General features: G+C 42.1%; 24 protein-coding genes, 2 tRNA genes and 1 other RNA gene. 13 read left to right on the plus strand and 14 right to left on the minus strand.

The features are described 5' to 3' along the window. The first annotated feature begins 5 nt into the window (after window positions 1-5). Both A4E24_RS06510 and A4E24_RS06515 read left to right on the plus strand, forming a co-directional pair. Window positions 6-683 (plus strand): MBL fold metallo-hydrolase, encoded by a 678-nt coding sequence (locus tag A4E24_RS06510; RefSeq protein WP_292352474.1) that lies wholly within the window; start codon window positions 6-8, stop codon window positions 681-683. A gap of 8 nt (window positions 684-691) precedes the next feature. Next, window positions 692-1,042 carry a ribonuclease P protein component 4 gene (locus A4E24_RS06515; RefSeq protein WP_292352475.1) on the plus strand — a complete coding sequence of 117 codons (351 nt, stop codon included), beginning with the start codon at window positions 692-694 and terminating at the stop codon, window positions 1,040-1,042. Here A4E24_RS06515 and A4E24_RS06520 read toward each other — a convergent pair. From A4E24_RS06520 to ffs, 3 genes are all read right to left on the minus strand, one after another. Next, a complete protein-coding gene (locus A4E24_RS06520; protein ID WP_292352476.1) occupies window positions 1,022-1,264 on the minus strand; it encodes a hypothetical protein in 243 nt (80 codons plus the stop codon). The two genes, A4E24_RS06515 and A4E24_RS06520, sit on opposite strands and share 21 nt — an antisense overlap. Before the next feature lie 35 nt (window positions 1,265-1,299). Then, window positions 1,300-1,384 (minus strand) — tRNA-Ser (locus A4E24_RS06525). A gap of 70 nt (window positions 1,385-1,454) precedes the next feature. Beyond that, window positions 1,455-1,769, minus strand: an RNA gene (gene ffs / locus A4E24_RS06530) — signal recognition particle sRNA. A 140-nt stretch (window positions 1,770-1,909) separates the two neighbouring features. Here ffs and A4E24_RS06535 point away from each other — a divergent pair. Then, entirely contained in the window at window positions 1,910-2,149 is a 240-nt protein-coding gene (locus A4E24_RS06535) for a transcriptional regulator (RefSeq protein WP_292352477.1), read from the plus strand. A 26-nt stretch (window positions 2,150-2,175) separates the two neighbouring features. Here A4E24_RS06535 and A4E24_RS06540 read toward each other — a convergent pair whose 3' ends face one another. After that, window positions 2,176-3,549 (minus strand): ATPase domain-containing protein, encoded by a 1,374-nt coding sequence (locus A4E24_RS06540; protein ID WP_292352478.1) that lies wholly within the window; start codon window positions 3,547-3,549, stop codon window positions 2,176-2,178. Window positions 3,550-3,690: 141 nt separating this feature from the next. On the opposite strand from A4E24_RS06540, the gene A4E24_RS06545 reads away from it, so the two are divergent. The 4 genes from A4E24_RS06545 to A4E24_RS06560 are packed head-to-tail and all read left to right on the plus strand — an operon-like array spanning window position 3,691 to window position 9,439. Then, the gene (locus A4E24_RS06545; protein WP_292352479.1) at window positions 3,691-4,821 is read left to right on the plus strand and encodes a glycosyltransferase family 2 protein; all 1,131 of its coding nucleotides are present in this window, start codon (window positions 3,691-3,693) and stop codon (window positions 4,819-4,821) included. Window positions 4,822-4,825: 4 nt separating this feature from the next. After that, window positions 4,826-5,974, plus strand: coding sequence for a glycosyltransferase family 4 protein (locus A4E24_RS06550; protein WP_292352480.1), 1,149 nt, complete (start codon window positions 4,826-4,828; stop codon window positions 5,972-5,974). Between the two features lie 8 nt (window positions 5,975-5,982). Next, window positions 5,983-7,059 carry a glycosyltransferase gene (locus A4E24_RS06555; protein ID WP_292352481.1) on the plus strand — a complete coding sequence of 359 codons (1,077 nt, stop codon included), beginning with the start codon at window positions 5,983-5,985 and terminating at the stop codon, window positions 7,057-7,059. Window positions 7,060-7,108: 49 nt separating this feature from the next. Next, window positions 7,109-9,439: an oligosaccharyl transferase, archaeosortase A system-associated gene (locus tag A4E24_RS06560; RefSeq protein WP_292352482.1), complete on the plus strand. Its 2,331-nt coding sequence runs from the start codon at window positions 7,109-7,111 to the stop codon at window positions 9,437-9,439. 238 nt (window positions 9,440-9,677) lie between these two features. Here A4E24_RS06560 and A4E24_RS06565 read toward each other — a convergent pair whose 3' ends face one another. Continuing rightward, window positions 9,678-10,457 carry an ATPase domain-containing protein gene (locus A4E24_RS06565; protein ID WP_292352483.1) on the minus strand — a complete coding sequence of 260 codons (780 nt, stop codon included), beginning with the start codon at window positions 10,455-10,457 and terminating at the stop codon, window positions 9,678-9,680. Window positions 10,458-10,892: 435 nt separating this feature from the next. Between A4E24_RS06565 and A4E24_RS06570 the strand changes: the two genes are divergently transcribed. The 4 genes from A4E24_RS06570 to A4E24_RS06585 all read left to right on the plus strand — a co-directional run bounded on the left by A4E24_RS06570 (window position 10,893) and on the right by A4E24_RS06585 (window position 16,612). Continuing rightward, a complete protein-coding gene (locus tag A4E24_RS06570) occupies window positions 10,893-12,845 on the plus strand; it encodes an S-layer protein domain-containing protein (protein WP_292352484.1) in 1,953 nt (650 codons plus the stop codon). A gap of 147 nt (window positions 12,846-12,992) precedes the next feature. Beyond that, a complete protein-coding gene (locus A4E24_RS06575) occupies window positions 12,993-13,559 on the plus strand; it encodes a hypothetical protein (protein ID WP_292352485.1) in 567 nt (188 codons plus the stop codon). An 85-nt stretch (window positions 13,560-13,644) separates the two neighbouring features. Then, a tRNA-Met gene (locus tag A4E24_RS06580) sits at window positions 13,645-13,754 on the plus strand. Between the two features lie 146 nt (window positions 13,755-13,900). Continuing rightward, complete coding sequence (locus tag A4E24_RS06585; RefSeq protein ID WP_292352486.1) at window positions 13,901-16,612, plus strand: DNA-directed DNA polymerase; 2,712 nt, start codon at window positions 13,901-13,903, stop codon at window positions 16,610-16,612. On the opposite strand, the gene phoU is transcribed toward A4E24_RS06585, so the two are convergent. From phoU to A4E24_RS06610, 5 genes are read right to left on the minus strand one after another with little or no spacing between them, the layout of a single operon-like run. Beyond that, window positions 16,613-17,272 (minus strand): phosphate signaling complex protein PhoU, encoded by a 660-nt coding sequence (gene phoU, locus A4E24_RS06590; RefSeq protein WP_292352487.1) that lies wholly within the window; start codon window positions 17,270-17,272, stop codon window positions 16,613-16,615. A 4-nt stretch (window positions 17,273-17,276) separates the two neighbouring features. Continuing rightward, complete coding sequence (gene pstB, locus A4E24_RS06595; protein ID WP_292352488.1) at window positions 17,277-18,050, minus strand: phosphate ABC transporter ATP-binding protein PstB; 774 nt, start codon at window positions 18,048-18,050, stop codon at window positions 17,277-17,279. Window positions 18,051-18,065: 15 nt separating this feature from the next. Next, entirely contained in the window at window positions 18,066-18,923 is an 858-nt protein-coding gene (gene pstA, locus A4E24_RS06600; protein WP_292352489.1) for a phosphate ABC transporter permease PstA, read from the minus strand. Further along, on the minus strand, window positions 18,920-19,819 hold the full coding sequence (gene pstC, locus A4E24_RS06605; RefSeq protein ID WP_292352490.1) for a phosphate ABC transporter permease subunit PstC: 900 nt from the start codon (window positions 19,817-19,819) through the stop codon (window positions 18,920-18,922). Before pstC ends, pstA begins: the two co-directional genes overlap by 4 nt. 21 nt (window positions 19,820-19,840) lie before the next feature. Further along, window positions 19,841-20,743 carry a PstS family phosphate ABC transporter substrate-binding protein gene (locus A4E24_RS06610; RefSeq protein ID WP_292352491.1) on the minus strand — a complete coding sequence of 301 codons (903 nt, stop codon included), beginning with the start codon at window positions 20,741-20,743 and terminating at the stop codon, window positions 19,841-19,843. 250 nt (window positions 20,744-20,993) lie between these two features. Here A4E24_RS06610 and A4E24_RS06615 point away from each other — a divergent pair, with 250 nt between their 5' ends. Both A4E24_RS06615 and A4E24_RS06620 read left to right on the plus strand, forming a co-directional pair. Next, the gene (locus tag A4E24_RS06615) at window positions 20,994-22,364 is read left to right on the plus strand and encodes a dihydroorotase (protein WP_292352492.1); all 1,371 of its coding nucleotides are present in this window, start codon (window positions 20,994-20,996) and stop codon (window positions 22,362-22,364) included. A 67-nt stretch (window positions 22,365-22,431) separates the two neighbouring features. After that, window positions 22,432-23,328 (plus strand): ATPase domain-containing protein, encoded by an 897-nt coding sequence (locus A4E24_RS06620; protein ID WP_292352493.1) that lies wholly within the window; start codon window positions 22,432-22,434, stop codon window positions 23,326-23,328. Here A4E24_RS06620 and A4E24_RS06625 read toward each other — a convergent pair. Genes A4E24_RS06625 through eif1A form a run of 4 tightly spaced genes read right to left on the minus strand, consistent with a single transcriptional unit; the run spans window position 23,314 to window position 25,692 of the window. Beyond that, window positions 23,314-24,006: a DUF1614 domain-containing protein gene (locus tag A4E24_RS06625; protein ID WP_292352494.1), complete on the minus strand. Its 693-nt coding sequence runs from the start codon at window positions 24,004-24,006 to the stop codon at window positions 23,314-23,316. The two genes, A4E24_RS06620 and A4E24_RS06625, sit on opposite strands and share 15 nt — an antisense overlap. Before the next feature lie 31 nt (window positions 24,007-24,037). Beyond that, a complete protein-coding gene (locus tag A4E24_RS06630) occupies window positions 24,038-24,565 on the minus strand; it encodes a pre-rRNA-processing protein PNO1 (protein WP_292352495.1) in 528 nt (175 codons plus the stop codon). Then, window positions 24,540-25,361, minus strand: a complete 822-nt coding sequence (locus A4E24_RS06635) for a serine protein kinase RIO (protein ID WP_292352496.1) — start codon at window positions 25,359-25,361, stop codon at window positions 24,540-24,542. Before A4E24_RS06635 ends, A4E24_RS06630 begins: the two co-directional genes overlap by 26 nt. A gap of 4 nt (window positions 25,362-25,365) precedes the next feature. Beyond that, window positions 25,366-25,692, minus strand: coding sequence for a translation initiation factor eIF-1A (gene eif1A, locus A4E24_RS06640; RefSeq protein ID WP_292352502.1), 327 nt, complete (start codon window positions 25,690-25,692; stop codon window positions 25,366-25,368). Between the last annotated feature and the right edge of the window lie 682 nt (window positions 25,693-26,374).

Here is a 26,374-nt window from a genome sequence, read left to right on the forward strand (position 1 = left end):
AAGGTATGAATGTGAATAGCAAGATCATAGACGGTGTAGAGATCACTTGGCTCGGGAATGCTTGTTTCAGGCTTCGTGGGGAAAATGTAACTATATATTTGGACCCATATGGTTTACCAGGCAATCTTCCTCTTGAAGATATGGCAGATATCATCCTTCTTACCAGCGAGCATCCTCGAAGCTTTGATCCGGACTCCATACGTATTGTAAGGAACAGCAACACTACCACGCTGTTACCGGAAAATATGAACCTTCAATTCAGAGGTGATGCGCGACGTGTTGAAGCAGGTGATTACCTGATCGATGATCTCTGCATCAAAGGTATCTCCATAGAGGTAGTGCCATCTTATAAGCCGGGTGATTCCGGTCCCACAGAAGTGGGTGTTGGATATGTCATAACCATTGGTGGTAAAAGAATATATTATGCAGGTTTTACAGGTTTGATCCCTGAAATGCAGTCAATTTCAGCGGATATTGTTATGTTTCCGATCGGTGACTGTACTATGAATGCAGAACAAGCCGCAGAAGCCGTGATCATGATCTCTCCCCAAATCTTCATTCCTGTATACTATGAATGCACGGACATTCCGGATACTAATAGAGCTGCTGATATACGGACTTTCAGAGAAAACGTATCTAGAAAAGCTCCTCATGTAGAATTGTTGTTTCCAGAAGATCTCTAAGGTATAATATGTCCCGTTTTAAAAAAAAAGGTAAGAACCTTGCAAAGGATCTGGCCATGGAACGTATTCAAAGGCTCTTTGAATTGGCAGATGCTGAGTACAGTTCGAACTCAGCCAGAAGCGATGCATATGTTTCACTTGCAAGAAAGATCGGAATGCGTTATCTTGTGAGGTTTCCTCGGGAGTTGAAGGTACGATATTGTAAAAAATGCGAAAGTTATCTTGTTCCTGGTAATAATTGCAGGATACGTCTCAAAGGAAGATATATGGCGATAACCTGTCTAAAATGCGGTGATGTAAAGCGTTATATCTATCATCCTACAATGGCTTCAGAGCCTTCAGCCGATGAACAGGTTTAACAAATGTACGATCAGATAGGCAGTAATGAATATTATAAGGCCCATAATAGTGTATAAAAAGATATTTCTATATACCACCTCTTTTTCTGATCCAGGATAAATACCCATTCCTCCTCCTTTACAACTCTTTGAGCCGCATCCGCCACATCCTGTAGAAGGGGCATTAGATATTGTCTTTCTTTCTTTTCGGACCATAGGAAGAATGACCTTTTTTTCTGCCATATTCTCATCCATAAGGTATATGTCATAAAATTAAGCGACGAGAGGGGGATTCGAACCCCCGAAGTGCGTAGCACCACAGGATTAGCAATCCTGCGCCATACCGGGCTTGGCTATCTCGTCATGAAAAATGAAAGCTTTCCCCAACTTCCGTTCCTAATGTTATCTATGTATTTAACGCTTTTCCATAAAGTGGCAAGCACGCCTCAGGTCGCTGTCATTCACATACGCAAATGATCTGCAGTCTCGCCTCCACCCCGCAACCCTGCAAGCGACGGTTGTTCATGGTTGGTCTGCTCCCTTCCGGGCCTGAACTGGTCCCCACGATCAAGATATAAGAACATGTTCTCCAACAAGCCCTTAAATCAACATCATCCAAGCAGGACGGAGTTTCTCAGTTGAAACCTCAGGTTTGAGGATGATCCAGACATCTTCCATCGGCTTCGTCCCCCGCATATCGGCGATTTCGGGTTATAGATGACGCCGGACTATCCGGACTAGCCTGCCAAGGACTAATAATGTGTATGTACTAATAAACCTATTCCCTCCTTGACATTAAAAATGATAGGATTAGTTTAAATCAGAATATCTACATAAAAGTAAACGTACTAAAGCCTAGGGTGCCAAAAATAAAAAAGGGGTTGAACAATGGAAGAACTTATCGGATTTGTTACTGGTAATAATAATAGGAAGAAGTTGCTGTCTGTTCTCGGATCAAAAAAAGAGATGGATGCAGACCGCATAGCAAAGACAATGCATGTTTTCCGTCCATCTGTGGACAAGATCATTGAAGAAATGATGGAAAAGGAACTCCTGGAGAGGCAGGGAGATAATTACAGGCTGACAGAACTGGGTATAACAGTAGAGCGGACGATCCAGAACATATAAAAGAACATATAAATCTAGTTTTGTTTTTACAATAGGGTATCAGATCTTATTTTGATACCCTTTTCCGTGATCGCGTATTCAGTCGGATTGAGCCTGTGCTGAGTGCCCTTGCTCTTTGAAACGCACATATATCTTCTTCCTCCTTCTGAATTCCTTAGTATGATGATGTTGTCCATCAGGAATTCTGCATCCATTCTCGTATTTTCCGTAATGGTACTGGAAGATCTAGGTGTGGTGAATACTGATGCGACATTTCTCTTCTTCAGGTACTTGAGCAGTGAATAAAGGTATCCCCTTAATTGTAACTGGTCAGGCAGCATCATTTCAAGATTGAATATACCGTCAAAGAACAATCTTTTGGCATTCATTCCCATAATATATTCCTTTATCAGGGTTTCGTGCTCCTCGGGCCACATGCTGTCAGGGTCTGCAGATATGACCTTCAATTCCCCGTCATCAATATGTTGCTCCATTTCCCATCCATGCTTTTTTGCTTCATTGACCAGTGAATTGTGCAAACATTCAAAGCTGACTATGACACAAGGTTCTTTTCTATTCAGTCCTTCTGAGATGAATTGCAGGCCAAAAGTGGTTTTTCCGGTTCCTGGTTTGCCAGTGACCAAAGTACTGCTGTTGCTGAACAATCCTCCTTCTAATATTCTATCTAATCCCGGGACCCCGGAACTTATCTTCTCGGGTAAAGTATTCGCAGATTCTTTGTTATGAGAGGAAGATATCATGCTGAATCCTTCAGAACTCATAGTGTAGCGATATTTTCGGTATATACTCTCCGTATTCTTTTGAGGATCTATTCCCCTGAGTTTTAAAACCTCCAGAAAGTTACCTGTTCTTAAACCATTGTCTTCTCTTGAAAGGTATATTATGCCATCAACAAGGTGGCTCACAACTGAGTCATGCAGTTCTTCCTTAAGCATTTCCCCTGTCAGGACCACAAGTGCTTTCCATTCCTGAATCATGGAATCAAGTGTATAGAAGAACCTTCGTTTCTCAGGTTCTATGAACCCAAAACCAAGAGGTGTTACAGGGTCAAGGACTACTCTATCTGGTTTTGTAGATCCTACTATATTTCCAATATCTATCAACGTGCTTAAAGGATCTTTTTCAGATATGGAACGGTTTATGGGATGAATATGGATCCGATCATCAAAGAAGTTCATTCTGGAATAATACATCTTCAGTTTTTCAGGAGATTCTGTTGTGAATGGTATATATAATGTTTTTTCGCCATTTTTTGCAGCATGGGAAAGGATCTGCAGGCAAAAGCTTGTCTTGCCTACACCTGTAGTTCCCGCTAATAATATAGTTGATGGCGATTTCAGAGTGCCGATGATCTCGTCAACTCCCCGGATACCAAATAAAAGTTCTTTCAGCTCATCCATTCTGTATACCAATACGTATAGACTAATACTTATATCTTCTTAATAATTTCATAGTTCTAAATATAAACAGCTGAATAAAAATCCCATTTTATAGCTCGATGATATGATAAATATATGTAATGGTAAGTAATATGAGAATGCATGCCAATGGTTTCCATTGTAATGCCCTCCATGAACGAGGAATCCACTATAAGGACATGCATACTGAAAGCTATGTCCTTTTTCGAGACCAGGGGTCTTGAAGGTGAGATCATCGTGGTGGACAATTCCACGGATCGAACTGCAGAAATAGCCAGATCTATGGGTGCAGTGGTCATACCTTCAGTAAAAGGCTATGGGAATGCATATCTTAAGGGGCTTGCAAGGGCAACTGGGGACTATATAGCCATAGCAGATGCAGATAACACTTATGATCTCAATGAATTGCCCATGTTCTTCGATATCCTTATGAACGGAGAGGCAGATTTCGTAATCGGCAGCAGGTTACGAGGTAACATAAAAAAAGGAGCAATGCCATGGTTGCACCAATATATAGGTAATCCCTTCCTCACATGGCTGTTAAATGTTCTCTTTGGCACAAGTATTTCAGATGCTCACTGTGGAATGCGGGCTTTTACACGAGAGGCCCTTGAAAAGATGAACCTTAAGAGCCATGGCATGGAGTTAGCTTCAGAGATGGTCATCGAAGCCGCAGATAAAGGCCTGCGTATAAAGGAAGTTCCAATCTCATATGATTTAAGGGATTCCCCTTCCAAGCTCAGGTCCTTACACGATGGCTGGAGGCATATTAGGTTCATGATGCTCTACCGCCCAGTTTCTTTCCTGCTGGTGCCTGGTACGTTTGTTTTTTTAGTAGGGGCAGCCTTATTGTTCACGTTGCCACGTATGGGCAATGTGGCTGAGACCAGGCTTCATTCATTCATATTGGCAAGTATGCTGACAGTGATAGGTAGTCAGCTTTTTGCAACTGGCCTTTATCTGGGTGCCTATGGATACATAAATGGGTTATATGTGAAGGAGAGTTCTTTCATAAAAAAGATCATGGACTATCATTCACTTGAAGAGGAACTATTTGCAGGCATGGTTTTTTTGCTCGCAGGCATATTCATTGGCTTAAAAGTGGTTTTCTCATGGGTAAGTTCAGGCTATGGTTCTCTTTTTCAGATCCAAACAGCAGTATTTGCCATGGTATTTGGTTCCATAGGTTTGCAAATGATCTTTACAGCCATATTTCTGAGCGTGCTTATGCTTGGAATGGACACCGATAGGTGACATTATGAGGATCGCCTTTGTATATGATGCAGTTTATCCATGGGTGAAAGGTGGGGCTGAAAAGAGAATATATGAACTGGGCATTCGTTTCATAGCAAAAGGGCATGAAGTGCACCTCTTTGGGATCAAATGGTGGGAAGGGGCAGATGTTATTGAACACGATGGCATGTTCCTACATGGTGTCTGCAAATCAAGGGAGCTCTATGTGGAAGGAAGAAGGTCCATCAGTGCAGCACTGGTCTATTCCATAAAACTGTTCTCACATCTAAGACGTGAGAAATTCGATCTTATTGATGTAAGTGTATTTCCTTATTTTTCATGTTTTACAGTAAGGCTTGTTTCTATTTTAAATAAAGGCCATGTAGTATACACCTGGCATGAGGTCTGGGGTGATTACTGGTACTACTACATGGGCAAAGCAGGTTTTTTTGGAAAAATGATCGAAAAGGCAGTATCAAAAATATCTGGAAATAATATTGCAGTTTCGGAATGGACTAAACAAAGGCTCGAAGAGCTGGGGGTTTCTGAGGAAAAGATATCTGTTATCCCAAATGGTATTGATCTCCAAGCGATATCCGAAATACAGGCAGAAGGTGGTAATCTCCCGGAGGGAATAGATGAGAAATTTTATGATGTAATTTTTGCCGGGAGGCTTATCAAAGATAAAAATGTCGATTTTCTACTTAGAGCCGTGTCTCTTCTAAAAATAGATTATCCTGGCCTCATTTGCTGCATCGTGGGAGATGGCCCGGAGAAAACAGAACTTGTGGATCTCTCAAACAGAATAGGGATTTACACAAATGTTGAATTTGTAGGTTTTCAGGATTATAGTTCTCTTATCGGAAAAATAAAAGCTTCAAAGGTTTTCGTACTTCCTTCTTCGAGGGAGGGTTTTGGGATGGTCGTAATAGAGGCATTTGCATGTGGGATTCCCGTAATAACTGTAAAGGAGAAGTATAATGCAGCACAAGGGTTGGTTGAAGATGGACTTGATGGATTTGTTGTAGCTTTAGATGAGAGAGAGATTGCTCAGGCAGTGGGAAAAATTATTGAGGATGCCCAATGTCGTAAAAATATGTCGAAGGCTGCTTTTCAGAAATCTGAAGGTTATGATTGGAATGAGGCTTTATCTAAATTTGAAAAATATTTGTGAGGCATCGAATGAAAGTCGCTATATTTCATGATTACATCGGAGCGATCGGTGGGGGGGAAAAACTGGTTCTCACACTTGCAGAAGGACTAGGAGCAGATGTAATTACCACAGATGTGGATATGGATTCCGTAACTAAAATGGGCTTTGAGAACGTCAACATCATAAGTCTTGGAAAAACATTGAAAGTACCGCCTCTCAAACAGATAGTTGCTTCTTTTAAGTTTGCAAGGTGTGATTTTTCCAAAAACTATGATTTCTTTATCTTTTCAGGCAATTGGGCATTCTTTGCAGCGAAAAAGCACAAACCAAATGTTTACTATTGTCATACTCCAACAAGAGCCTTTTATGATCTTTATGAAGTATATCGTAAAAATCAGTCTGTGTTCTATTCACTGCCATTTGTCATCTGGGTACGTATACACAGAAAGATCTCGGAGTACTATCTTACCCATGTATCTAGGATCGTGACAAATTCCATGAATACTCAAAAACGGATACAAAAGTATTTTTGCAGGGATTCAGTTATTATCTATCCACCGGTCGATACTTCAAGGTTCGAGTATAAAGAATATGGGGATTTCTGGCTTTCTGTGAACAGGCTGTATCCTGAAAAGAGGGTAGAACTGCAGATAAACGCTTTCAGGGAAATGCCGGATCTAAAATTGATCATCGTGGGAGGCTATGCGACAGGGGATCATGCATCGGGATATGCAGCCAGTCTGATGACCGGACTTCCAGAAAATGTTATATTGATGGGTAGTGTTTCAGAGGAAAAACTACTTGAATTATATGCTACGTGTAAAGGGCATATTACAACAGCACTTGATGAAGATTTTGGTATGACACCTGTAGAAGCCATGGCATCCGGCAAACCAACGGTTGCGGTAAAAGAAGGGGGATACCTTGAAACTGTGTTAGATGGAGTTACAGGTTTGTTAGTGGAGCCAGAAGTATCCTCTATTATTAAGGCTATCAAAGAAGTGTCTTCAGATCCTCAACGATATCGGGAAGCATGTATCTATAGAGCTAAGGAATTTGATGTATCTGTAATGCTTCAGAAAATGCGGGCAATGCTGAACCCGTGAAATATATATGTTTCAATAATTAATCAACGTGAATCAAAGGGATGAAAGGATGAGTACGATCGATTCTCTCTCTGTCAGGACTAAAATATTGTTAGTGATGCTTTTTGCATCGCTTATACGTTTGTTCCCATTATCTTTTCTCTTGTCGGATGGCAGGGTAACTTTTGTTAGTTATGACTCCTATTATCACATGCGAAATATTCTCTATACTACACAACATTTTCCGGGATATATCCTGTCTGATTCATACATCAACTATCCATTGGGATTTGATATCAGTTGGCCCCCTCTATACGATCTGCTAATATCTCTGGTGGCTTTGGTAGTTGGGTTGGGTAGTCCGAGTGATAGTACAATTGAACTGGTCGCTGCACTTTTTCCAGTTGTTATCGGAACTCTTTCCTTGGTGCCTTTGTATTTTGCAGCTTCAGCTCTTTTCGGCCGCAGGGTTGGTCTTTACAGTATAGTTGTGTTTGCAGTAATGCCCATTCATCTTATGGTCTCTATGTTCGGGGCCACAGATCATCACGTTGCTGAGATATTATTATCAACTACAGCTTTTACATTGTTTATTTTCTCCCTTAAAGAAGGTGCAGATCCTGATGTCTGCAGGAAATTAACAAAAAGCGATCTTATGGCATGTATTGGATCCCGTTCAGCGATCTATGCTATAGGGGCAGGTATCACACTTGCTGTTTCTGTGCTCACATGGACGGGCTCACCTATATTCATAGGTCTTTTTGCATTATATGTGCCAGTGCAACTGGCTCTTGATCTTAAAGTTAAAAGGAACTCAGGGTACCTGTTGTCCAGTTCGTGCATAATGTATCTGGCTGCTCTTGTGTTTGTTATACCTTTTGTGGCGATCATAGTAAGGGAAGGATATGAGTTAAGTGCAGCTTTTGTTTCCTGGTTCCATGTGCTATACATATTTTCAATGCTCTGTTTTACATTGATGTGCTGGGTTGTAGCTCACGTTATAGGTAACAGGGGTCAATGGTGGCATTATCTATTGGTCATCCTTGTCCTAATTGCCGCTGTTATCATCGGCACCAAGTCAATGATGCCTACCTTCTTCTCAAACATCGTTTCAGGCATTGGTTACCTGTTAGGATTTGATGAAACCATCAGTACTATCAATGAAGCTTTACCTCTGTTTTGGGATCAGTACGGAGATTTCACTTTGAGTTCTGTATGGCGTGGCTTTGGTCTGTTCTTCCTGTCAGCCCTTGCATCTCTTCTGCTGATCTTGCGACAGGGGTTTCCATCAAAAAAACCCACTATCGCCTTTTTTGTTGTATGGTCGGTCATTGTCTTTTTCCTGGCTCTATCTCAAAGACGCTTTATGTATCTGTTATCTATCAATGTAGCAGTTCTCTCAGGTTATTTTATGGGGCAGCTGCACTCATGGTTGATGCCAGAAGCAGTCAAAGAGCATGGGGGGAAGCGCAAAAAGGTTCAGACAAACCCTGGCAAGATGCCATTGCTGTTGATACTTGGAATGTTGTTACTACCCGGTGTTTTGATATCTGTGGCTGCAGTGTCAAATCCATCTGTTATGCCTTCTGACTGGCAGGAAACACTGGACTGGGTCAAGGATCACACTCCTGTGACCTCTTACTATAATGACCCATTCCAGACTCCTGAATATGGGGTGCTAAGCTGGTGGGACTTTGGTAATTGGATCATTTACAGATCCCAAAGGCCAGTGGTCACCAATAACTTCCAACCGGCTGTGAAGGAAACAGCTGTCTTTTTCCTGTCACAGAATGGAACAGAAGCCTCAGATATACTTGACGAGAGGAATGTAAAATATATACTGACAGATATCTCAATGGTCAAGGGTAAATTCTTTAGTATTGCTAAACTTGCTGGTGAAGACTATAATAGTTTCTTTGATGAAGAAACCCTCACTAAAGGCTCATCTACGGTAACAAAAAAGGTAGAGAATGAGAAGTTCAAAAATTCCATGCTTGTCAAGCTCCATGTTTATGATGGCAGTGGCTCCGGAAATTATCGGTTGTTATACGAATCCAATACAACCGTTACCAAGGATCCCGAAGTTAAATATGTTAAGGTTTTCGAGTATGTTCAAGGGGTGTCAATAACAGGCAAGGCCCAACCCGGCGAAAAGGTTTATGGTGCAACCACTCTTGTCAGCAACAGAGATAGGCAATTTGATTATTACAATTCTGCAGTCGCTGATGAGAATGGTACTTATAACCTGGTCCTAGCTTACCCAACTCAGGATGGCACTTCTTCAACATATGCTATTTTGCCGTACACTATCATTGGTGAGAAGAGCAGGTCTTCAAAACAGATCGATGTTACAGAGAGTGCCGTCCAGACTGGAGAAGTTTTGCTGTTAGACCTTGTGTAGGTTTAACACTTTCCTCTTTTGGCCTGGGTTAGTACTATATATAAAAAAAGCATTATATTAATGGAGTTTCTGACGGAACTTCAGGTGATATAATGCTTTACAGATGTCGACTGTGTGAAGGAAAGATGAATAGATGGAGGTATCCTGCCATTAAAAGACAGGACAATTTCGGAAGACAATTAGTTATCTACAAGTGTGTTGAGTGCGGTAACGAAGAAACTTATCCTGAAATTTAACTTCAGAACATTGAATAAACTTCTTCATGTGGATGGATCACAAAACCATCAGGTGTGATCTCATACGGGTGTATCTTTTTACTGTGGTCCGATCCACGCATCTTATATATTTCCAGACTGCGCATGCGGACATTCTCATGCCTCTTATAATACAACACAATGGTTCCATCGGTAACGAAGTTCTCAACTCCGAACCTTGAGGGACTTGATTCGTCAATTACTTCACAGGTCATCATGGAAGTGAGCCCAATTACTTCCAGGGTGGTACTGAGCTTGAGTAATTCCACACGGATCTTTGCATGATCTTGCAGGTAGAAGCTTATGGATGTCGTAGAATCTACAAGTGCTCTTTGCGCATTGATCTCTTCCTGGGTGGTAATGATCTGGTCCATCAGGGAACGAATATCAAAAGGCCGGATATCCACATATTTCTCCTGAGAAGGTATACCGATCTTTGTAGAACAGGCATCTATTATAGCAAGTTTGTTCTCTTCTTCCAATTCCTCAAGGTTCCATCCAAACTTCAGTACGTTCTCTCTTATCTGCTCTGGTCTCTCCTCTGTCGCTACTATAATCCCGTTCTCACCGTATTTAGTAATACCATTATAGATGAACTGGATGGAGAAATTTGTCTTTCCGGCTCCGGATGTCCCTGAAACCAGATATGTTCTGTCCCTTATGAGCCCTCCGCCACAGAGTTCATCAAAACCCGGTATGCCGGTTCTCACTCTGTTGGGCCCCTCTTCCATCTTGATCTCTTCAGATATAGCGCCATCAAACATCTTGTGTTTCGCCTCGTTTTGTATTAATCCTTGGTATTTATAATATATCTGAGAAGATATAAATGTATTGAGGTAATAATCATGATAATGAGCTATAGCATAATTACATTTTAATCTATTCGACGATCTATTAAATGCACTTTCTTGCATGTCGTTCTTTTAGAGGGTACATATGATGGAGTTCGACATTTCCCGTTAAATACATCGATACTTGTCATTGCTACGTGAAAAATAACCTCTTTGAGACCACAAAAGATTTAAAAGGGAAATTATCTAATAGGCTCTTGTAATCCAATATGACGGGATTAAGAGGGTGATGATGAGAACTTCGTCAATGGGCGAACATGGCGTTCCCCTGATGAAGGTCTGAGGGCGCATAAGCGTTCTAATCCAATGATCCTCACTCTTAGATATACAAACTAACGGAGGAAAATAATGAGTAAATTCGCAGCAGTAACAATTGCTACACTTATGCTGATGGCAGTATTCGTCTCAGCGGCCAGTGCAGCAACTTCTGTAAACACCGTGGAGATAAGAAGCCCGGTGTTCAGCGGCAGCAGTTTAAGCACAATCCCTGTGAATTTTGACTATACTGAATTCGCAGGATTCTATTATGATATCGACGACGACATTGGTTCCGAGAGCCTGAGAATCGATAATACAAAGGCTAGCGGAAGGACCATCCAAGAGGATGGACTTATTTACGAAACAACCATCCAGCAGATCGGTTATGCATATGATGGCTGGAATGGGGAATTCCCCAAGATGGGCTTCCTTGCACAGGAATATGTGCCAGTCAACAACCAGCCTGACGTTCTGTCCAAGCTCCTGCTTGACAGTGATGACAAGTACACTCTGAGGGTCGGTCAAAGTCTTGACCTTGGCGAGGGCTACACGCTCACACCAAAGCAGATAGATGTCGAAGGTGACAAAGTCTGGCTCGAGCTGAGCAAGGACGGCGAATACCTTGATGACCAGGTCATTACAGTAACTGGTACTGATGTCGAGAACAGCACCTGGAACTACGAAGAGGACGATGTAGGCGGCGAGGATGATGTAGTCATCATGAGAGCCCACGTTAACGAAGTATTCCAGGGTCAGGTCGACAGCCTTGCAGTTATCGAGGGTCTGTGGCTCATCTCCAACGAACCAATGGAGATCGAGACTGATGACACATTCGATGCACTCGAGGTTACTACAATAGGCAGCGATTTCCTTACACTGACAAACAAGAATTCCATAGCTCTTACCAAGAACAAGGATATTGTCCTTGCAGGTGATCTGAAGATCAAGACCGCTGATTCAAACGATCTGGTTTTCTACTTCTATAAGGAGATCACCGCACCAGGAACCTATCAGGTAAGGGGTTCAGTTGCAACAGGCAGCGCTAACTGGGATTACAGCTCATTCGCAGGCTTCTACTATGACCTGGATTCAAACCTGGCATCTGAAGAAATGGATGTCACTGTGACCGGTACCAGGTCAATCTCACAGGATGATCTTGTATACACTACCACTATCCAGAACGTAGACTACGAGTATGATGGATGGGTTGGAACCTATCCAAAGATGGGCTTCCTCGCAGAAGAGTATGTACCAGTCAACGATCAGCCAGATGTACTCTCCAAGCTCCTGCTTGACAGTAATGACAAGTACACTCTGAGGGTCGGTCAGACGCTTGACCTTGGCGAGGGCTACACGCTTACACCAAAGCAGATCGATGTCGAGGGCGACAAGGTCTGGCTCGAGCTGAGCAAGGACGGCGAATACCTTGATGACCAGGTCATTACAGTAACTGGTACTGATGTTGCGAACAGCACCTGGGACTACGAAGAGGATGATGTAGGCGGCGAGGATGATGTAGTCATCATGAGAGCCCACGTCAACGAAGTGTTCCAGGGTCAGGTCGACAGCCTTGCAGTTATCGAGGGTCTGTGGCTCATCTCCAACGAACCAATGGAGATCGAGACTGACGATACCTTCGATGCACTCGAGGTCACAACAATCGGTGACGACTTCCTTACACTGACAAACAAGGATGACCTTACACTGTCCAAGAATAAGGAAATCAAGATCGCTGGCAACATGTTCTTCAAGGTTGCAGATGCAAATGAACTCCGCTACTACCCATACGCTGAGTATGTCATAGGCGGCAATGTAACTGAGCCAACCGAGCCAACAACTCCAACCGAGCCAACCGAGCCAACAACTCCAACCACTCCAACCGAGCCAACAACTCCAACCACTCCAGGTGTTAACGAGACTCCAACCACTCCAGGTGTCAACGAGACTCCAACCACACCACCAACTGAGGACACTCCAGGCTTTGAGGCAATCTTCGCAGTTGCTGGTCTCCTGGCAGTTGCATACCTTGTCAGAAGGAACTAAGTAAGCTAAAATGAGAAGGGATTAAACCCTTCTTATATCTCTTTTTTTATGAATTTCCTATAGGTGTCTATATCCTCGTTGATCGGACATCAGTTTAATAATTAATGAAGCTTCTATTATCGGACTATTACATCCCGAGGTAATACCATGAAGAAACAGTTAAGTTTAGTGTTGATATTTGTAGTATTGTTCATGGGTTTCTCAGGCTGCATCTTCAAAGGGAATGAGAACATTACTACTCCCTCAAGTGGCCAGGTTGCCCCAATGGAAAATGTTTCTGAACTTGTGGTACTTAAGAATATTCCTTCAGGTTATTCATTCATCGATATCATGCCACCTTCGGAAACGTTGAATGGTGAATTTTCAAATGTTGAAAATGTCGTAGAGGCTGCTATTGGTAGCTACCAAGCTAATGAGAGTGCACGTGTGCAGTATCATGTTACAGCAGTAAAATTTTCAGATGCTGTATCTGCAGAATCTTTCCTTACTAATTATAAGACCACCTTTAAAGTACTCTCAAACAATGAGACTTTCCAGCAGGTTGAATTCAATGGACATGAAGCTACACAGGTTTTGAGTTATTCTGTTGATGGGGGTAAAAACGTTCCAAGATACAAGTATTTCTGGAATAACGAGAACTTTGTCTTCATCATTGAAGGGAACTCTGAAGATCCTGCTGTAGGGCTTGATTTTGCAAAGGCAATAGGGTACTGACAGCGTCATGTACAATTTCTTTTTTTATATGCGATTCCAATCGATACGCTTTAATATGAAAATACCCTTCTAGATGCTACGCTATGCCCGGATAGCCTAGTCGGTTGGGGCGCCAGACTCATAGGGAAAATTAACGAGTGCGTCCATATCTCCTGAGATATCTGGAGGTCGCGTGTTCGAGTCACGCTCCGGGCACTAATTTTAAATTCAATTCATCATTTTCGTCAGCACATTTTTCATGTATTCTGCAAGTTACTTCAATTCTTTTATTCAATTTTTTCTCAATTCTCTCCCTCTGCCATCGCGCAAAACATATATGCTGTCAGCAGGTACATAGCCTCATGAACTTTCAGATCCTGGATGCGGACTATGTAACCGAAGGTACTGTTCCTGTTGTGCGCCTCTTCGGCAGAGCTGAGGACGGTAAAAGTACCTGCTGTTATGTGCCGGGATTTGAACCTTATTTTTATGTGAATGCTTCCGGTGAGCTTGACCTGATCTGCAAGCTCATAAAGGAACGTTTTGACGTGGTCAAGAATGTCGAGATCGTTCAGCGGTTTGAGCCAGTGGGGTATCAGAAGTTCAAAAAGCCTATGATACAGGTCACGACCTATGAGCCAAGGCATGTTCCTGAGATCCGCGACGAAATACTGCAGATCTCCGGAGTAAAAGAGGTATACGAGACCGATATACTTTTCAGGAACCGCTTTTTGATAGACAGGGGACTGCATGGCATGGGCTGGGTCTCAGTTTCCCCCTCTCAGGAAGCCCATCCAGGGGGTAAGATATATTGTGACATAGTCTGCTCGGACAGGCAGCCTGTAGAGGTGGATAAGCTTCCTAATGCTCCTCTTAAGTTCCTTTCCTTTGATATCGAATGCCTGCCAATAGGCGGCTCCATGCCCTCTCCGGACGAATCTCCTGTGATCATGATCAGTCTTACATTTGCCCCAGCCTACAAAGGGCACAATACTATAGTGCTTGTGGCAAAGCCTGTATCAGGTGCGGGTTCTGATGTAGAGTCGCTACAGAACGAAGAGTTCATGTTCAAGCGGTTCTTTGAGATTTTAAGGGACTATGATCCCGATATACTAATTGGTTACAACATCAACGATTTCGACATTCCTTACATTAGTGACCGGATCAAGTTCCTTGCAGACTCTGGAACTACTATAGACTCTGGTTCAGGGCGCGACGGGAGACCAATGAGTTACCGGAAGATAGGAACAATGACCCTTATCTCACTGGCAGGAAGGGTTGTGGTCGATGTCCTCCCTCTCATCCGCAGCCAGTTCAGTTTAAAGAGGTATACCTTACGCAATGTAGCCAAAGAACTGCTGGACAGGGAAAAGCTTGACGTGGCACCCTCAGAAATGGAAGACCACTGGAATGATGAAGGCGAAAAACTTCTCAAGTTCATAGATTATGCAAGGCGCGACTCCGAACTTGCCATGGAGCTGGTTATGAAACTCCAGTTACTTGACAGGTACATAGCCATCTCCAGAGTAAGCGGTTCCCTTTTACAGGAAGTCATTGATGGAGGTCAGACATCTATGGTAGAGAACCTTCTGCTGCGTGAATGCCGCATTAGGGATCGTGTGATACCTCCCAAACCCGATGATAATCTTGTCTATGCCAGGAACAAGAACAGCGAGGGCTTGAAAGGAGGTGAAGTGCTGGAGCCTAAAAAAGGCCTTCTTGAGAACGTAGTGATACTCGACTACAAGTCTCTCTATCCCACTATAATGATGGCTCACAATCTTTGCTATACAACGGTTGTTGAGAAAGATATTCCTGGGGAAGGCGAAACCATTACTCCACCCTCTGGTGGGAGATTTGTAACAGCAAATGTTTCAAAAGGGATCATGCCCACTATCCTGGAAAATCTGCTCAACCGAAGGATAGAGACAAAGAAACGCATGAAAGGTATATCCAATGAGGATGAATATAGGGCTCTCGATGCCACCCAGTTTGCTCTGAAAATATTGCTGAATAGCTTTTATGGCTATGCAGGATATACCCGTGCACGTCTGTACAGTCTTACCCTTGCAAATGCCGTCACGAGTTTTGGAAGGGAGAATATTATCACCACACGTTCACTTATAGAGGATACTATACGTACCATCTACCTCAAGGATGGTAATTCCTATCTGAAAAGTGAGATATCACCTGGTCCTCTGAACAAGGATGTTTTCCTCTCCGTGGTTTATGGGGATACTGATAGTGTCTTTGTGCAATGCACAGGAAAAAATGAGATATCACTTGAAGATGCAGAGCTTGTAGGTAAGAAGATCTCAGGCATAGTTTCGGCTTCCTTGCCAGATCCAATGGAACTGGAGTTCGAGTCCATAGCAAAACGTGCTCTTTTCATAGCAAAGAAAAGGTATGCTATCTGGGTATTTGAGCGGTCTGGTGATGGATGGAAAGATGGTATAAAGGTCAAAGGCATGGAAACAGTCCGCAGGGACTGGTGTGAACTTACATCCAAGACCCTGAACAGAGTACTCGAACTAGTGCTTAAGGAAGGTGAAGTAGAGGCAGCAGTGATGCATGTGAGAAAAGTAGTAGATTCTATACGTAACCTTGATGTCACAAAGGACAAGGATATCATAGATGATCTGATCATGACGCGCATGTACTCAAAAAGGCGTGAACACTATAAGAACAAACAGCCTCATATTACCGTTGCTGAGAAGATGGAACAGAGAACCGGTTCTCTTCCACCTGTGGGTGAACGCATACCTTTTGTCATCACTGCAGGTAAAGATCTATTCGTGAACCGTGCAGAAGACCCGGAATATGTCCGCGAGAATAATGTACCTCTTGATGTTGACTATTATATCAAGAAACAGATCCTTCCGCCGGTGGAGAGGATCCTGGGAGTATTCGGTGTAGACCTTTCAAACCTTGACTATGATTCGAAACAGACAGGCCTGTCAGATTTTACAGCAGGTCCCTCTGAAAAAAAGATAGGGGGGTCAGTGTCGAGGAAATCGGATCACGAGGGGCAATCGCCAAACAGCGGTTCCCAAAGTTCCCTCTTTGATTTCTGATCAGTTCAGCTTTACTCTTTCGGCTGTTGCCATATACACTATACTTTGACATAAATTGCATACATGGTCGCCGATACGTTCCATGTATCTCAGGACAAACAACAGGTGTGAAGCATCACTGATAATGGTGTTGTTATTGTTCATTATCTCGATGTATTGTTTCTCATTTTCAAAGAAAAGTTTGTCTAATTTGTCATCTTCTTCTGCAATTCTTTTAGCAAGCTCGGCATCTGAATTCTGAAAAGCTACGATTGTGTCCTCCAGCATTTTCTCCGCTATACTTCCCATAGCGGATATTCTTGACAGTAGTGGCTCTATATCGGCAATTTCTCCTTCCACCTCTAAAGTCACCCATGCAATGTTACTGGCAAGGTCACTTAATCTCTCCAGATCAATAGCCATTGTAAGGCATGAAGTTATAAGTCTCATATCTCCAGCCATGGGTTGCTGAAGAGTTATAAGATCTGATACACATTTATCTATCATCATCTCGTGCTCGTCTACGATATCGTCCATTGAAATAGTTTCCTCGGCAAGTGCTTTGTCCAGTTTTTTGAGAGATAAAGTAGCTTTTTTGACCATGTCCAGTGAGGTTACAGCCATTTCTATTGTGTTAGCTTTTAATATCTCCAGGTTTCTCTGGTATTTTTCTCTTGACATGTCTTCACCCAAACCTTCCCGTTATGTAATCTTCCGTCTGCTTCATTCTCGGATTTTCAAATATCTGATCCGTTTTACCATATTCTATCAGATCCCCTAGGAGGAAGAAAGCAGTGTAATCTGATATCCGTGCAGCTTGCTGCATATTATGTGTGACTATCACTATGGTATATTTTTGTTTGAGTTCCATTATAAGCTCTTCGATCTTGGAAGTGGATATCGGGTCAAGTGCACTGCAGGGTTCATCAAACAATATTACTTCCGGTTTAACGGCCAGTGTTCTTGCGATACAAAGTCTCTGTTGTTGTCCCCCGCTCAGATCCAGGGCAGATGTTGTCAGCCTATCGGCAACTTCTTCCCACAGCGCTCCTGACTTGAGTGCCTCTTCTACTATGCCATAGATATCTTTTTTAGCAGCACCATGGATCTTGGGTCCATACGCAATGTTATCATGGATGGACATGGGGAAAGGATTTGGTTTTTGAAAGACCATGCCCACTCTTTTTCTAAGTTCTACAACATCCACATCTTTGGCATAGATATCTTTATTATCTATCTTGATCAGTCCATCTATTCTGCAATTTTTAACAAGATCGTTCATCCTGTTTATACATCTCAAAAAAGTGGATTTCCCACATCCAGAAGGGCCTATGAAGGCTGTCACACTGTTCTTAGGTATATCGATAGAAATATCGCGAAGTGCCTGCTTATCTCCATACCATAGATTAAGTCCTCTTACTTCTATCTCGGTCTGGTTTCCGTTATTAGATCCTGACATCTGCTTACCTCTTTATTAATTTCTGAGTTTTCTTCTATAATGTCTCCGTATCATGACAGCTATCATGTTGAAACTAAGGACTATGGTCAGCAGTACCAGTGCAGTACCATATTGTATAGGCCTTGTTTGAGCGATATTAGTACCAGCAGTGGCAATTACATATAAATGATAAGGAAGTGCCATGAATTGGGAATATATTGAATCTGGGAGTCTTGGAAGAAAATATGCAGCTCCTGTTAACAATATAGGTGCTGTCTCTCCTGCAACTCTACCCACTGCAAGGATAGTGCCTGTTATCATCCCTGGGATAGCAGGAGGGAGTACGACCTGTCTGATAGTCTGCCATTTAGTGACCCCAAGTGCCAGTGAAGCATAACGGTACTCCTCAGGTACAGTGATGAGGGCTTCCTGGCTTGCTCTGATTATGATCGGCAGAGCCATTAGTGCAAGGGTCAACGCTGAAGCGATCAATGAGGCGCCATATCCCAGGTACTTCACAAACATCGCAAGTCCGAAAAGGCCAAATACAACGGATGGCGTTCCTGCAAGGTTGATGATAGCCATTTCTATGATCCATTTGGTTCTGCCTGGTTGTGCATACTCGTTCAGATATATTGCTGCTAATATTCCTAGCGGTAAAGCAACTCCCATCGATCCGATTATCAGATAAATTGTTCCGAGTATCGCAGGATATATACCTCCTTCTGTCATTCTGTTCCTGGGCATCTCTGTGAGAAAATCGATGCTGAGGATACTATATCCATTTATGGTTATTTGCAGAAGTATGATCACTACTATAATTGCTACGAGTACAGCACTAATCCTGAGCGCAGTAAATGCAATCTTTTGATCTCTTTGCGCTTTTTTTGTCATTGCCCTGACCCCAGGTTAAATCTATACTTTCTTTTTATATATTCGGCAATAATGTTTGTGATAAAAGTTGTTATAAATAGTACAGAGCCTATAGCGAAGAGCGCATAGAAATGCTCACTTCCTTGGGGTACTTCACCCATTTCCAACGCAACAGTGGCTGTCATTGTTCTCACTGGTGCAAAAAGTCCCTCTGGGAACCCTGGTATAACTGCAGTGTTACCTGTAACCATCAGTACTGTCATTGTTTCCCCAATGGCTCTTCCTATGCCAAGCATTACAGCAGCTGATATTCCTGACAGGGCAGCAGGAATGATCACTTTATTGATTGTTTGCCACTCTGTAGAACCAAGAGCGAGTGATCCCTCTTTTATAGCACGAGGTACTGAGCTGATCGCATCTTCTGAAATGGATATGATCGTAGGCAATGCCATTATTCCCAACATTATAGAACCAGCAAGCGCATTTTGTCCGGTGGGAAGATCAAAAGTATTCTGAAGCAGCGGGACAAGGACTACAAGGCCAAAGAATCCATAAACAACTGAGGGAATACCGGCAAGGATCTCTATTAGAGGTTTAAGAACTTCTGCTTCTTTTGCCCCTGCAAGCTCTGAAATGTATATAGCCACTACAATTCCGAGAGGTACTGATAAAACAATAGCTCCAAATGTAACTATCATTGAGCCGAATAGTAAAGGCAGCAATCCGAACTGATGTGGTTCTGATGTAGGGTACCACTTTGTACCTGTAAGGAACTCTACTAATGGGTATTTCTGGAATAGGGCAAGCCCATCTTTAAATAAAAAGATACAGATGAGAAAAAGGATGATCACTGCTGTAACTCCTGAGAGGTACAGCAATGATTCTATCACCTTCTCTCTATAATGTCCAGTTGTCATTTCAGATCCTTTTTCTTGATCTTACTGGATAGCAGGGAAGTATCCGACCTCAGAAACTATTGATTGCCCCTCGGCACTCATCACATAATCCACAAATTCTTTTACAAGTCCGTGTGGTTCGCCGTTAGTATAGTAAAATAGCTGCCTTGCCAATGGGTATTCTCCACTAAGGATCTTTTCTTGGGTTGCAGGCACGAATATTCCTTCTCCTCCATCAAGGGCAAGCGCCTTCACACTGTTGTCTACGTATGCATACCCAATGTATCCAATAGCCCCTTTGTTTTGTGCTACTTCCTGAACGATGGCCCCGGTTGCAGGTTGAACAAGTGCATCTTGGCGGTATTCGCTTTTTAGAAGGACTTCTTCCTTGAAGTATTCATATGTACCTGAGCTACTATCTCGGCTGATCACGGTAATTTTCCGATCCTCTCCACCAACGTCTTTCCAGTTACTTATATTTCCATCGTAGATAGCTTTTAGCTGTGTGAAGGTCAATTGGCTGACAGGGTTTTCTGGATTTACAACAACTGCAATTCCATCCCATCCAATTGTAGTTTCTACCGGATTGATGCCTTTTTGCTTTGCTTCCTCTATTTCTGAGTCTTTCATTGACCTGGAAGCCATGGCTATTTCTACTTCACCATCAATAAGAGCAGCTATTCCCACCCCTGAGCCTCCACCAATTACTGTTATACTCTTGTCAGCATTCTTGAGCATAAAATCTTCAGCTTCTGCCTGGGATAAGGGGAGTACTGTATCAGAGCCTTTTACAATGATGCTTTGTTTGACACCTGTTCCTTCTGAAACATTTGATGCATCTTCTGTGCTCTTATCCACACAGCCAATTCCTGCAAACGTGAACCCTACAACAAGGAACACAGTTATGAGGATAAATGTTTTGTAAAGTTTTGTTCTTTTGAACATGATTCTTCTCCTCTTTGTTTGGATTTTCCAATTTGAACACACTATATGTGTAGATAAGTATTCTGTAAATACAATATATTGCTCTATACTTTCTATTGAGTTCCATTTCTAGTATAATATCTATATAGTTTCCGTGATCCTAATGTTCTATATTCGTTTTAATTTTCAGGACGGTCAATTTAGCGTTCAAGCGATCAATTCCTTATGAGTAACAAAAGTGGGAAATAGGGTTATTGAAATACTGATAAGTATGCCAGATCTACTCATAAAGAATGCCAAGATATTCTATGGTAATTATCTACAACCTGCAGAAATAGTAATAGATGAAGGAAAGATCAGCAGGATAGCAAAAGAGGCGGATGTAATAGCTGGTGAGGTAATTGATGCACAGGGTTCTCTGGTTCTGCCAGCGGGAATTGATGTCCATGTGCATTTCAGAGATCCGGGGCTTACTCAAAAAGAGGACTGGTATACCGGTTCGTGTGCAGCTGCTGCAGGTGGTATCACAACGGTGATAGATCACCCCAACACTCTTCCTCCTACAGTCGATAAAAAGTCCTTTGAAGAAAAACTTAAGCTTGCTTCCCGTAAATCCATTGTAGATTTTGGTATTCACGGAGGAGTCACAAATAATCTTGAAAAACTGAATGAGTTATGGGAGGAAGGAGTGACAGCATTTGGTGAGATCTTTATGGCCGAATCCACCGGGGGGCTCAATATCGATGAGGTCACCCTTGAAAGGGCTTTGAGAATATTGAATGAATTAGGAGCACTTTCTGTCATCCATGCAGAAGACGATAAAATCCGTCTGGAATGTGAAGCGTTATTAAAAAATGACATGTCGCCTTCTTCACATTCAAAGGCAAGGCCTAATATATGCGAGGCTACTGCAGTGCAAAAAGTAGTGGAGATCCTTCGGAATACTGGCACAAGAGGTCATATCTGCCATGTTAGTGCTTTTGAGTCAGTAGGTGTGCTAGGCAGAGACAGGTATATTGCACGGCAAAAAGGTCTATCACCTATCACATGTGAGGTTACTCCTCATCATCTTTTCCTTTCCACCCGGGATTGGGAAAGATTGGGCTGTTATGGTAAAATGAACCCTCCTCTTAGGGACAGAAGAAGTGTCAAGTTCCTTCTGAACTCATTGAATGATGGCACTGTGGATATTGTTGCTTCAGATCATGCTCCTCACTGTGAAAGTGAAAAAGACGTAGATATTAAGTCAGCTCCATCGGGGGTTCCTGGGGTGGAAACCCTAATGCCTCTGATGCTAATGGCAGTTAAGAAGAATCTTCTTCCTCTGGGGCGCATGATAGATGCTACAAGTGCTGCTCCAGCCCGGATATTTGGTCTGGACAGGCATTCTAAAGGCAGGTTAGAAGCAGGTTTTGATGCTGACCTTATTATTGTGGACACAAAAAAAGTTACTTCTATAAAAGGTGATCATTTGCATGGAAAGATAGGGTGGACTCCTTTTGAAGGTATTGAGGCTATCTTCCCCGAGATTACGATATCAAGGGGTGATATTATATGGGACGGGGAGATATCGGCTTCCTATGGAAGAGGTAATTTCTTGCCGGGACAGGGGAAGGCCATGAACATTGATGGACATTTTTGAGAAATTTATGTCCACAGAACCATAACCTTTTAAATATATAATACCATATTATGTTCATGGTGTTGTGATGAAATCCAAGTTCGCTATTCATACTACTCTAAGCGGCGATGCCATCAAGGTCCTTGAAAGATATGAGAAGGACCTGGGCGCCAAAAATGTAGTCTTAGAGAAAGCTTTACTTAATCTGGATAATAGTCGATTCAAAGCTAAACTTGATACACAGAATATTGATAGATTACTCAAAAGGGTACCTACTGGAGTTCCAGGGCTGGACGAATTCTTGGAAGGGGGTTTCCCAAAGGGTTTTTCAATTGTAGTGACAGGTCCTCCAGGAACAGGCAAGACAACTTTCTGCATGCAGTTCCTGATGGAAGGCGCAAAGAATGGTGAAAGATGTATTTTCTTTTCATTTGAAGAAAGGGCTCAGCAGCTAGTTCAACATTTCATGAGATTTGGTTGGGATATAGGCAAATATATTGATGATGGTTATTTGGAAGTTTTCGGTATATCCATGCTCACTTCTGAAGAGATGATTGAGATCATAGAATCTCACAAACCTGATAGGGTTGTATTTGATTCTCTGAACGTATTTACAGCTCCCGATGAGTTCAGAAGGTCCACTTCATGGCGTGCTTTGCATAGGTTACTTAAAAAGGATAAGATAACTTCATTGCTAGTCACTGAAAAAACTCATGGTATTGAGAAAAAGCAGTTCGATGATTACGATTTCTTGGGTGATGGCATTGTTTTCCTTGATTTTATCCAGACAAATGATATTGATACTACTCCAATGCCTGTCATGGCAATACAGAAAATGAGGGCCACTCGTATAGATCATACCCCTCAGCCCTTCAGGTTTACAGCTACAGGTATTGCTAAATACCGTGCATTGAATCTCCCTCAAAAGATCCTGCAGGACAAAATGGATCAGCGTCGTACAGAAAGGGATTTAGGTATAGTATGACAGGAGGCTTGCGATCAATGCCATTATATAAATTGCTCTGAAACTTCCCACGCCTCCTATGCTTATATAGGCACTTCCATTTTGTTCTCGATCTAAAGTAAGTAAGGATGCCACACACCCTGCAATTATCCCTATTATGCTTGAAATGAATATCACGCTTTCTGCACTACCTGTAGAAAGCAGAAGTGTCAGAGGCAAAGATACAAGTCCAATGTAATCAGGCACTTCTATTCCAACCCCATCAATTATCTCTGATGAGAGAAAGGCTATAACTGTGATTATCAGGGCTATCTCCAAAGATGTTGTGATGGGTCCTGTTACTAGGAGGTAGATTATTGCCAGAAGGGGTATGATCACTCCCCCAAAGTTTATGGTTAATTTTGTGTCGAAGACTCTTTCTTTTGGGGTTATGAGTTCTTCTGATACAGGTACACTGTATATCTTTTCCAGCACGAACGCATGCTGAGAAAGAAGTTCAGGTTTTCTTGTACGTATGCTAGCTATAGGTATTTCGATATTCCTCGTTATAAGCATTAAGAGAAGCATTAGAAAAAGGGGAACAGAAGTTATGTGTCCTATGTTCAACTTGTTCTCATAAAAGAGAACAGCCATTGGAAGTATGACCAGCCCGAACACTACAATCTGTTTTATTTCAGAACTATTAACATACCCTCTCATATCTGCCCTCACACAATGTATTTGTAGGTATCTATAGCTGGGATCGTATTAGCATTTGTTTTTTCTTTTCAAGTAAACCATATACTTGTCCATGTGTAGCACCACCTATCAACATCTCAATGGCAGTTCTTATTATTTGATTCTGCTCGGGAGTGCCCAGAATGCTTACGGTTTTACCATAGACGGAAATCTTAACTCCTATCATACTTTCCATGATTTCTCTGGTCTTGCCAGCTTTTCCAATGATCCGACCTTTAAGGCGTATCATCTCTTGGGGCGTACCAGCAGAGTTTGACAGATCAATGGTCTCAAGCATCATCATTTCGTCATCCATCAATGCCATAGCCTTTTCCGGATTAAATCCTCTGGCTATAGCATGGATCACATCAAGTGCTCTCAAGGACTGGATTGGGTCTTCTCCAGGTATAATCTCCACAGTGCCGTTTTCACTGTCTATTTCAATGGTAGCTGTTGATAATTGTTCAATAAGGTTTTTGACCTGGCCTTTTGGACCTATTATTGCTCCTATTCTGTCATGTGGTACTTTGATGTGAGTCATGATCATGCTCCTTCTTTTCTTTTGTCACGAATGTATAGATGTCATTTTCATTGGATATGATGCCATATTTCTTAAAATAGCGGACAATGTTCTGTATGTCCCTATGCAGAAACTGGTCCGCCTTTGGATGTTCAAGAGTAACTGATTGTCCCATGTCTATTAATATTGGTTCCATTAATTCTGTTTCAATCAGTACATTATATTCACTAAGGTCTGCGTGTATAAGTTCTGCATCCATATAGAGCCTTTTGATGTAGTCAATGAGCATATCAAATACTTTTTTGGCAGTTGTTTCTTCCAGTCGCACATCTTTTAAAAGGGGGTATGGCTTTTCATCTTTTCCGGCAAATTCCATCACAAGTATATTCCTTTCAGTTATGACTGGCTTTGGGACCTTTATTCCAACTTCGCTGGCCCTTAGCAGATTACGGTATTCTTTTTTTGTCCAGGCAAAAACGATATCCTTTTTTGTATGTCTTACATCTCTGAAGCGAGGGTCTCCCATTATATAATCTTCCATTGAGTTGAAAGTGCTGCTATTGATGCGGTATATTTTTACTGCAAGGCTATGGTCTTTGCCATCTGCTAAAAATACATTCGCTTCTTTGCCTGTGCTTATGGAGCCTCCTAAAGCTTCTATTATGCCTTTGCTTGATAGGGTGTATATTGCTTTTAATGTCGCTTCATCAAAAACATTTTCTGTGACTTTGATCTTTTCACTATCTTTTTGTTTGATCCTTCCGCTATCAACCAGCGTATCCATGGTTTTGATTTTGTCCTCTATTACTTTCTTCATATTTTCATCGGCTCTTTAAAAATCCTTTGCGCTCAAGCCAGTTAACCTGCGGACGAGTATATTTCCATATTACATCTGCTTTTGTGTCCTGAAAATCCCAAGGTACAGCTATGACTATGTCTCCTTCCCTTATCCATGTTTTTTTCTTCATAGAGCCTGGGATCCTTCCCATTCTTACAACGCCATCCATACACCTGAGTTTCACTCGATTAGCACCAAGCATGTTCTCTACTATGGCTAATACCTCTCCTTGGTCCTTTCGGGGTGTACGCACTCTGGTTACGCTGCTTTCCGGGTTTTCGAAATCGCTGTTATTAGGTGACAGTTTGATTCCTCTTTGAATTTCTTTTTTTACTCTGATAGTGATATGATTGCTTAGAATAAGTGTATTTGCTATACATTGCGTATTGTTAAAGTTTGCGAACATATGGCGTTTGGTTTGTTTTCTGATCAATCATGTTTTCATTAGGAGGGTTAAAACATATCTTATTTTATAGGCATGATATCTTTATATACAATCACGTTCTTTGTATGCTCCCTCGCGGGGATGTAGCTGTTCTCGCGACATCGATTCTCTTCTATATTCATTTATAGAATACGGGTCAACAAGAAACTATATATACGTTGAAAGCGTATAATTATAATCTCGAGTATGGTGGTGAATTCGGCCGTAATGTCCGTTTGTCGTGTGCCTGCCCTGTTTCGCAAGGTATATATACGAAGACGGTCATTAAGGTGATTCCCGCACGACAACTGTTGTGCGTGATAATCACCGCCTTATCGTAAGTGGAGACAGGAGTTATTTCTTGTCTGACGTTGGATTTGGCAGTTCGGTTAATTCTGGTCGGTAGTGTATCATTATCGAAAGGAATTAAACGAATGTTATGCGTGCAAGAAATTCTCAGTGAATTTCCTGAACAATTCCGATATAGACTTCCAAATTTTAAACCTATGTGTGTGATCAACAATTCTGGTTGATCCTGCCAGAGGTCACTGCTATCGGTGTTCGACTA

It is taken from the genome of Methanomethylovorans sp. PtaU1.Bin093 (genome assembly GCF_002067275.1).
Classification (GTDB): Archaea; Halobacteriota; Methanosarcinia; order Methanosarcinales; family Methanosarcinaceae; genus Methanomethylovorans.

Coding starts and splice junctions, on each gene's coding strand:
- A4E24_RS06510 (WP_292352474.1), top strand. CDS start 6: ATGAATGTGAATAGCAAGATCATAGACGGTGTAGAGATCACTTGGCTC.
- A4E24_RS06515 (WP_292352475.1), top strand. CDS start 692: ATGTCCCGTTTTAAAAAAAAAGGTAAGAACCTTGCAAAGGATCTGGCC.
- A4E24_RS06520 (WP_292352476.1), bottom strand. CDS start 1,264: ATGGCAGAAAAAAAGGTCATTCTTCCTATGGTCCGAAAAGAAAGAAAG.
- A4E24_RS06535 (WP_292352477.1), top strand. CDS start 1,910: ATGGAAGAACTTATCGGATTTGTTACTGGTAATAATAATAGGAAGAAG.
- A4E24_RS06540 (WP_292352478.1), bottom strand. CDS start 3,549: ATGGATGAGCTGAAAGAACTTTTATTTGGTATCCGGGGAGTTGACGAG.
- A4E24_RS06545 (WP_292352479.1), top strand. CDS start 3,691: ATGCCAATGGTTTCCATTGTAATGCCCTCCATGAACGAGGAATCCACT.
- A4E24_RS06550 (WP_292352480.1), top strand. CDS start 4,826: ATGAGGATCGCCTTTGTATATGATGCAGTTTATCCATGGGTGAAAGGT.
- A4E24_RS06555 (WP_292352481.1), top strand. CDS start 5,983: ATGAAAGTCGCTATATTTCATGATTACATCGGAGCGATCGGTGGGGGG.
- A4E24_RS06560 (WP_292352482.1), top strand. CDS start 7,109: ATGAGTACGATCGATTCTCTCTCTGTCAGGACTAAAATATTGTTAGTG.
- A4E24_RS06565 (WP_292352483.1), bottom strand. CDS start 10,457: ATGTTTGATGGCGCTATATCTGAAGAGATCAAGATGGAAGAGGGGCCC.
- A4E24_RS06570 (WP_292352484.1), top strand. CDS start 10,893: ATGAGTAAATTCGCAGCAGTAACAATTGCTACACTTATGCTGATGGCA.
- A4E24_RS06575 (WP_292352485.1), top strand. CDS start 12,993: ATGAAGAAACAGTTAAGTTTAGTGTTGATATTTGTAGTATTGTTCATG.
- A4E24_RS06585 (WP_292352486.1), top strand. CDS start 13,901: ATGAACTTTCAGATCCTGGATGCGGACTATGTAACCGAAGGTACTGTT.
- phoU (WP_292352487.1), bottom strand. CDS start 17,272: ATGTCAAGAGAAAAATACCAGAGAAACCTGGAGATATTAAAAGCTAAC.
- pstB (WP_292352488.1), bottom strand. CDS start 18,050: ATGTCAGGATCTAATAACGGAAACCAGACCGAGATAGAAGTAAGAGGA.
- pstA (WP_292352489.1), bottom strand. CDS start 18,923: ATGACAAAAAAAGCGCAAAGAGATCAAAAGATTGCATTTACTGCGCTC.
- pstC (WP_292352490.1), bottom strand. CDS start 19,819: ATGACAACTGGACATTATAGAGAGAAGGTGATAGAATCATTGCTGTAC.
- A4E24_RS06610 (WP_292352491.1), bottom strand. CDS start 20,743: ATGTTCAAAAGAACAAAACTTTACAAAACATTTATCCTCATAACTGTG.
- A4E24_RS06615 (WP_292352492.1), top strand. CDS start 20,994: ATGCCAGATCTACTCATAAAGAATGCCAAGATATTCTATGGTAATTAT.
- A4E24_RS06620 (WP_292352493.1), top strand. CDS start 22,432: ATGAAATCCAAGTTCGCTATTCATACTACTCTAAGCGGCGATGCCATC.
- A4E24_RS06625 (WP_292352494.1), bottom strand. CDS start 24,006: ATGAGAGGGTATGTTAATAGTTCTGAAATAAAACAGATTGTAGTGTTC.
- A4E24_RS06630 (WP_292352495.1), bottom strand. CDS start 24,565: ATGACTCACATCAAAGTACCACATGACAGAATAGGAGCAATAATAGGT.
- A4E24_RS06635 (WP_292352496.1), bottom strand. CDS start 25,361: ATGAAGAAAGTAATAGAGGACAAAATCAAAACCATGGATACGCTGGTT.